The 6719-nt window shown below is 48.4% G+C and carries 4 protein-coding genes; all 4 read left to right on the top strand.

Annotated features, from left to right (window positions below; translation table 11 throughout):
* Positions 1-175: 175 nt before the first annotated feature.
* The 4 genes from CAG64_RS19435 (at position 176) to CAG64_RS19420 (ending at position 6475) form a co-directional block, all read left to right on the top strand.
* Positions 176-1504: a sphingomyelin phosphodiesterase gene (locus tag CAG64_RS19435; protein WP_161488762.1), complete on the top strand. Its 1329-nt coding sequence runs from the start codon at positions 176-178 to the stop codon at positions 1502-1504.
* Positions 1501-2451 (top strand): chromosome partitioning protein ParA, encoded by a 951-nt coding sequence (locus CAG64_RS19430; protein ID WP_161489238.1) that lies wholly within the window; start codon positions 1501-1503, stop codon positions 2449-2451. The genes CAG64_RS19435 and CAG64_RS19430 overlap by 4 nt, the downstream gene beginning before the upstream one ends.
* A 159-nt stretch (positions 2452-2610) precedes the next feature.
* On the top strand, positions 2611-5022 hold the full coding sequence (locus tag CAG64_RS19425) for a M9 family metallopeptidase (protein ID WP_161488500.1): 2412 nt from the start codon (positions 2611-2613) through the stop codon (positions 5020-5022).
* A gap of 265 nt (positions 5023-5287) precedes the next feature.
* Positions 5288-6475 carry a DUF3103 domain-containing protein gene (locus tag CAG64_RS19420; RefSeq protein WP_040902409.1) on the top strand — a complete coding sequence of 396 codons (1188 nt, stop codon included), beginning with the start codon at positions 5288-5290 and terminating at the stop codon, positions 6473-6475.
* Positions 6476-6719 lie beyond the last annotated feature (244 nt).

Genomic DNA, 6719 nt, shown 5'->3' with positions numbered 1-6719 from the left:
TACATAGGATAAATATTTATTACGTGTGCCGTGTTGTTAAATAAATATATAAAATAAGATGTTGAGCACAAATTTCATATTATTACTCAATGTGTTATTTGTAACTTATTTATAAAAAATATGTAACTTCTATGCTCTAGATTCTAGCCTTCAAATTTATACAAAGGATGGAAAAATGAATCTTACGCAGTGGAATGTATTGTTAGCTTCAATTCTGGCGCTTCCTGCCGTTGCAGATACCGATGTGTATCTGACCAATAACTCTGATCAAACTTTAACCATACAGGTCAACCATGAAGGATCGGACTTACTGCAATACGGTGAAGAATGGCAACAGCATGTTGAAGTGCTGGGGCCATGGGAAACCAAGCAGGTGATCAGCTTTAATCGTTGGGAAGGTGTGAAATCCGGTGAAACCTATCGTTTCCATACTGTTGTGTCTAATCCGCAAGGGGAAAGCGTTACCCTAAACCAGGTAATGGAAGGCCACTGGTACAATTCTACTATCGAATACGGTGTCTCGGCTTCCGATGTCGGTCTGCAGTTGCAAGACGATCGCAATGTACATCGATTCGACAGCGACAGTTTTGGTGACCGTGCGGCCGAGCTGGCATTTAAATCGGCTCAGACCGCTCGTTACGATGATCTTTACTACACTATCACCCCCGCCAAAATTGATGAGCAGCCAGAGTCGGACGAAGATACGTTGAAGATGATGACTTACAACATTTGGGCGTTACCTGCGATTGCCTCCCACATCGACGACCGTTTTGACATTATTCCGGAATATGTCAAAGGCTATGATGTGTTAGCGCTTCAGGAAGTGTTTGCGGGGGGCCGCGACGAGTTTTTGCGTGAGCTTGCCAAAGAGTATCCTTATCAGACCAAGATGCTGGACAAAGATGGCGTCAATATTTATGACGGCGGTGTGATGATTGTCAGCCGTTACCCCATTGTGAATCAGGCTCAGTATGTATTTCCAGACTGCACCGGTACGGACTGTTTCGCCGATAAGGGCGTGAATTATGCCGAGATCATCAAAGGTGGTAAGGCATACCATGTGTTTGCGACTCACACGGCTTCTTACGATACCGATACGGCGCGCGACTACCGTCAACGTCAGTTTAAACAGATGCGCGCAATGGCGCAGTCTCTCGAGATTCCTGCCAACGAAACGGTAGTCTACAGCGGTGATTTCAATGTCAACAAGCGTAAATTCCCAGGTGACTATCAACAGATGATCGCTAACCTGAGTGCGATTGAGCCTCAGTATACGGGTTATACGGAATCGACCTTTGACCCACGCATCAACGACTTCGCTGGTGAAGCTCTGTCAGGTGGTGAGAACGTGGAATATTTAGATTACGTGATGGTGAGCAATGAGTATGGCATTAAGGCTTACAACGACAATCGCGTGGATGTCCCGCGTTCAACGGATGAACGTTTGTGGAAACACTACAATCTGTCGGATCACTTCCCGGTCAGTGCGGTCATCAAAGAATGAAGCGCATTATCTCAGTCACTGTGCTTGCCGTTGTGGCGGGCACTTTGTGGTGGCGTTACAGTTCGGCACCAGTTTCAACTGTCTTGTCGCCGGAGCCCGTCTCAGTGCCCGATCAGCCTTCAGGTTCATCGGGCTTGGTACCTGAGAGTGTGCCTACACCGAGTTCGGTTTCACCCAGCCGCGAGTCATCCGAGCGTTTGATGGATCTGGCAAAGCGGCTTGAAGACGCACAGGGGCGAGCCTTTGTTTTTCAGGTGGAAGCGTTTTGGCGTGAGTGTCTGGATCGCGATAGCTGTGCCTTGGAGCTCGATTTAATACAAACCATGCTGACGCCGGAGCGTTATCAGTTAATCGCGCACTATCAACATTTGAATCAGGAGTGGCAGCAGAGTCTTGGCAGCACCTCACTCAGTGATTTTGCGACCTTGCGGGCCAGAGTTGAAGAGGTTAAGCGCCTGGCTCAACAGACATGGGGAGAGGCTGCCAACATCGTGTTTGCTGACGAGTTTGCCGTCTATGACTTTAGTCTGGAAACGCAGCAGTTAGCCACCGAAAGCCCCGATCAGTTTGTGCAATCTTATCGCCACTTACTCAATCAATGGCATAAGAGTGAAGCAGCGATCGGTTTAGTCAGCTCTGCGGCCAAATACGAAAGAGGCCTCAGCCTGATTCCTCACTCATATAACCAGACGCAAAGAGAACACGTGTCTTCACAGCTTGCGGCAATGTACCTAAGTGATGCGGAAGCGAACGACATACAAGCCAGAGCGCAGCAAGTGGCAGAGCAGACAACGCAGACTCAGAGCTATCAACAACAGCTGGAAAGATTAAAACGCACACTTGAACAACAGCGTCAGAGCCGCTTTGCCAACCTGACGGACAGTGAGTGGCAGCAATATTATGATGACCAGATTAGTGAGTTTCGTATCAGTTTCTTTTCTGGCTAACTGATTGTTAAATATATGTTTTATTTTATCGATTGCGATTGTCTTATTTGGCGAAAGTTTTGAACCAGCCTCTAAAAGGCTATGCATTTGGATTTATATTAAGCATTAATCGTTGATATAACGCAGCCTCAAATCATTACTATAAAAAGGGTGTTGCGTATGAAACACAATCAACGTCTATTCGTTCCCAAGAAACTGGTCACGGCGCTGTTGCTGGCCGGTGTCAGTTCCACTGCTGCTGCACAATGCGAATATCAGGATCTCATCCAGTCTCCGGATATCATTGCTGATATTTCGGACGCGGAACAATCCTGTTTCCGCTCCTGGTACAATGCGCCAGAAGAGGCAGCTCAAGGGTTATACAGTGAAGCGTCACTGCAACAAATCCAGCGTGCGTTGGCGACAGAAGTCACTCACTATCGTGGTGAGGACGCACAGGCCAAGCGAATCGCCAACTTGAGTGAGTTTGTACGCGCTGCGTATTTTGCCCGCTATGCCACGCAAGATAAACACGGCTACTACTCAGAAGCGATGAGTCAGTCTCTGGCTCAACTGTCTGATCAGTTCCTACGCTCTCCATTCGCGCGCGACTTGGGCCGAGATCAAGTGGACGCGATGTCAGGGATGAGCCTGATGGTTGACAGCGTAAAACAACTGCCGTTGGCGATGGACTCCATGCTGGACATGTTGGGTTCGTTTGACCGTGAAAGTGCGCAGAACCTGCAATATGTCGATGGCCTCAACAACCTCTTCCGCGCGATGTCCGGCCATGTTTCGCGCAGCGCGTTTTACGATGATATGGCTCGCCATCCGGAGTACCTGACACGCCTAAAAACGTTTGTTGACCAGAATCAGTGGGCAATGGGTACCGATGCAGAATTTTTGGTGTACAACGCCGTACGTGAATCTGGCCGTCTTCTGGCCACGCGCAACGACACGCTTCGTGAACAGGTGTTGGCGATGATGGAGCAGACACTGCAACAGCATCAAATTGGCACGCCGGGTGAGCGTCTTTGGTTGGCGGCGGCAGAAATGATCCTGTTTTACGCGCCGGAGCGGGGCGCCGAGCTGCGTTTGGCGGAAGGAAAAACGCAACTGGAGCAACGTTTGCTGCCGAATCGTTACACTTGTCATGGACCGGCAATCATTCGTTCGCAGAATTTGTCCGATCAACAAGCTCAAAAAGCGTGTGATGTACTGGAAGCCAAAGAGGCGGACTTCCACGATGTGGTTAACTCGGGCGCCGTCCCGGTGGCCGACGACCACAACGATCAGGTTGAAGTGGTGGTATGGCCAAGTAACGACGCTTATGTCACTTATTCCAACTTCCTGTTTGGCAACAGTACCGACAATGGTGGTCAGTATCTGGAAGGCACACCATCGGATCCGAACAACACCGCTCGTTTTCTGGCCTACCGTTACGATTCAGGTGACGATCTGGCGATCCTTAACCTTGAACACGAGTATGTTCATTATCTCGATGGTCGCTTCAACTTATATGGCGGTTTCGGTGATACGCTCAGCCACGGCAACATGGTGTGGTGGCTGGAAGGGTTTGCGGAATACATGCATTACAAGAAAGGCTATCAGGCAGCGATTGATCTGGCCTCGGACGCCAACTACTCGCTGAGCGATGTGTTTGCCACGGATTACAACCATGACGTAAACCGCATCTATCGCTGGGGTTACCTAGCAGTGCGTTTTATGATCGAAAACCACCCGGCTGACGTTGATCGTCTGCTTCAGCTTGGCCGCAGCGGCGAGTACCAGTCGTGGGCGGAAGAAGTGAAGCGACTCGGGCCTCAGTACGACAGCGAGTTTGCTACTTGGTTAACAACACTCAGCAGCGAAAAACCAGGCACGGATCATGGCGATGATAATAACGATAATGGTGATCAGAGCGACGATGCCATGCCAAGTTTCGGTATGAATCATTCAGCGCATTTCTCTGCCGATCAATATGAAGAGCAGCAGTTCTATATTGATATTCCAGACGGCGTCACGTCGTTTACTGTGACAACACGTGGTGACGGCGATTCTGATTTGTACGCCAGTTACCAGAAAGTGGCGCATTACTACGATTATCAGGTTTCCGAATATGGCTCTGGTAGTGATGAAGTCATCACGTTCACACCACAAAGCAACGGTTTTATCGCTCCGGGACGTTACTATTTCAGCCTGACGGCACGCGAATCGTTCAGTGATGTTGAAGTGATCAGCCAAGTGGAAACCAGTTCACCGGCGAAAGCAGAAGACGACTTAACCCCTCTGCTGTTGACGGACGGACAAGCTGTGAACCTGGACATTAACGAAACACGTTATGCCGGTCTGTATGTAGACCGGCCGGCTGTCGTACGAGTGTGGCTGTCGTCTGTCGGCGAGAAAGACGGAGAGGTGGACCTGTATGTCGGGCGTCAAAGCTGGGCATCTACGGAGGATTTTGATCTTGCTTCCCAACACGCAGGCAGTAACGAGTATGTTGAAATGACAGTAGAGCAGCCAGGTTACGTCCATTTCACTTTGGATGCACAGCATCCGGGTGGGCGTGTTGAGCTTAAGGCGACTTACTGATCTGAAAGTTAATATAGCAAGGCGTTCTGTTAGAACGCCTTTTTAGTCTATAAAACTAAATATTGATAGTTTAGTGGATTATAAATTTGACATGTCTAATTTAGGTAAAATTAAATATCAAATCAAAGGTTGGAAAAGTGATCTTGAGTGGAAAAACTGAGGTGTAATGAATCGTTTTTCTTTCACTTATTAAGATTACTGATAGGTTTTGAAGAGTGGAGTAACTGCTCTACTAATGATAAGAAATACAATAAGGATTCTTTTTATGAGACCAATAATACCTGTCACTTTATTGCTTGCTACGGCGATGGTTGGTTGTCAGTCTGATGATAAATCTTCATCAGGTGATAGTATGAGCGCTCAGGCGAAAGCCGAAGCGATCACCAAACAAAAGCAGGAGCTAGCGCTGCAACTGAGTGAAAGCTACGCGGATCTGGAAGAGACACTTAAGTCTCAGATCAGCACCGATCAATTATCTGTGTCGCTGAGCACCTTGAAAACGGCTGAGCCGAATTCTCAGTTCAGTCAGCAGATGGAAAAAACCGATGCCAACTTCCGCTCAATGAAAGGGATCAGCGATTTTGCTGATTCTATTCTGGAGTTGCGTTTGGCGGACGCGTCGATGGTTGAAGAATGGAAACAGGGTGAAAGCCCGCTATTTGCATTCGAACCAACCGGCGATGACTCTTCCTGGCAATATGTTGAGGCCTACGACATTCACGGTCAGCTTCATCAGTTGGATGTGTATCAAATGCCGGATGTTCCGGTCTTCGTTGTCGACAGTAACAGTGCTCAGGAACTGCGTGCAGGCCTGCAGGCGATGCAAGCTGAGATGCAGCGTTTGGGTCAGCGTACTCTGTTGTCAACCAAAGAGAGCACCGAGGGTTTCAGTAAAATGAGCCGTTCAGCCAGCACTGACAGTGTTGAACCGCTGAACACAACGCAACTGACTAAGATCCGCTTGAATGACGATATGGAACCATGGATATCAGGTAAGGCCGAAATTTACGCCATCATTACGGGCGTCAATCCAAGCCGCGATGAGCCTGCAATCGATTTGGTTGAAATGCCTTACCTGGATTACGACAAACAAGATTATTACCCGGGTCAAACCATTATCTTGTGGCCTCGTTACCGCTGGGGTGCAGTGGATATGATCCTGATGGAACAGGACGATGGCACGGACTATAAAGAGTTGGCAAAACTGCTGGTTCAGGCGGCAGAAGAAATCCTGAAAATGATCCCGGATCCGGAAGTTCAGGGTTATGCGATCATTGCTCAGATCACCGGTAAAATTATCGATGTGATCCCAGATGGTCTGCTGACGAACGACGATGATTTTGTGGACGTGTACTACACACTGATGCAAAACACGACCTATGAAGACCGCCCTGGGGCGGGAGGCAATGCGACGGCAACCTTCACTCCGGTGACGATTCAACCAACAGAGTAAGTACGTCATACTAAAATGCAAAGGCACCTTAATCGGTGCCTTTTTTCTTGTATAGAGAAAACCCCCAGCTAGGCTGGGGGTTCCGTAAAGCTTACAGCTATAAGTTAGTTATATAACCCCTTTCAATTTGATAAAAACGTCTTGTGGTCTGGCAACTGCAAGAGTTAATTAAGAATTGAAAGGGGGTCCCAATGGGGGACGAAAAGAGCTTAGCGCACACGCGATGGAATTGTAAATATCATGT

The sequence above is a fragment of the Vibrio sp. V38_P2S17PM301 genome, assembly GCF_009904845.1.
Taxonomy (GTDB): Bacteria; Pseudomonadota; Gammaproteobacteria; order Enterobacterales; family Vibrionaceae; genus Vibrio; species Vibrio proteolyticus.
This window is presented reverse-complemented; position numbering and strand designations above follow the sequence as displayed.

Coding starts and splice junctions, on each gene's coding strand:
- CAG64_RS19435 (WP_161488762.1), top strand. CDS start 176: ATGAATCTTACGCAGTGGAATGTATTGTTAGCTTCAATTCTGGCGCTT.
- CAG64_RS19430 (WP_161489238.1), top strand. CDS start 1,501: ATGAAGCGCATTATCTCAGTCACTGTGCTTGCCGTTGTGGCGGGCACT.
- CAG64_RS19425 (WP_161488500.1), top strand. CDS start 2,611: ATGAAACACAATCAACGTCTATTCGTTCCCAAGAAACTGGTCACGGCG.
- CAG64_RS19420 (WP_040902409.1), top strand. CDS start 5,288: ATGAGACCAATAATACCTGTCACTTTATTGCTTGCTACGGCGATGGTT.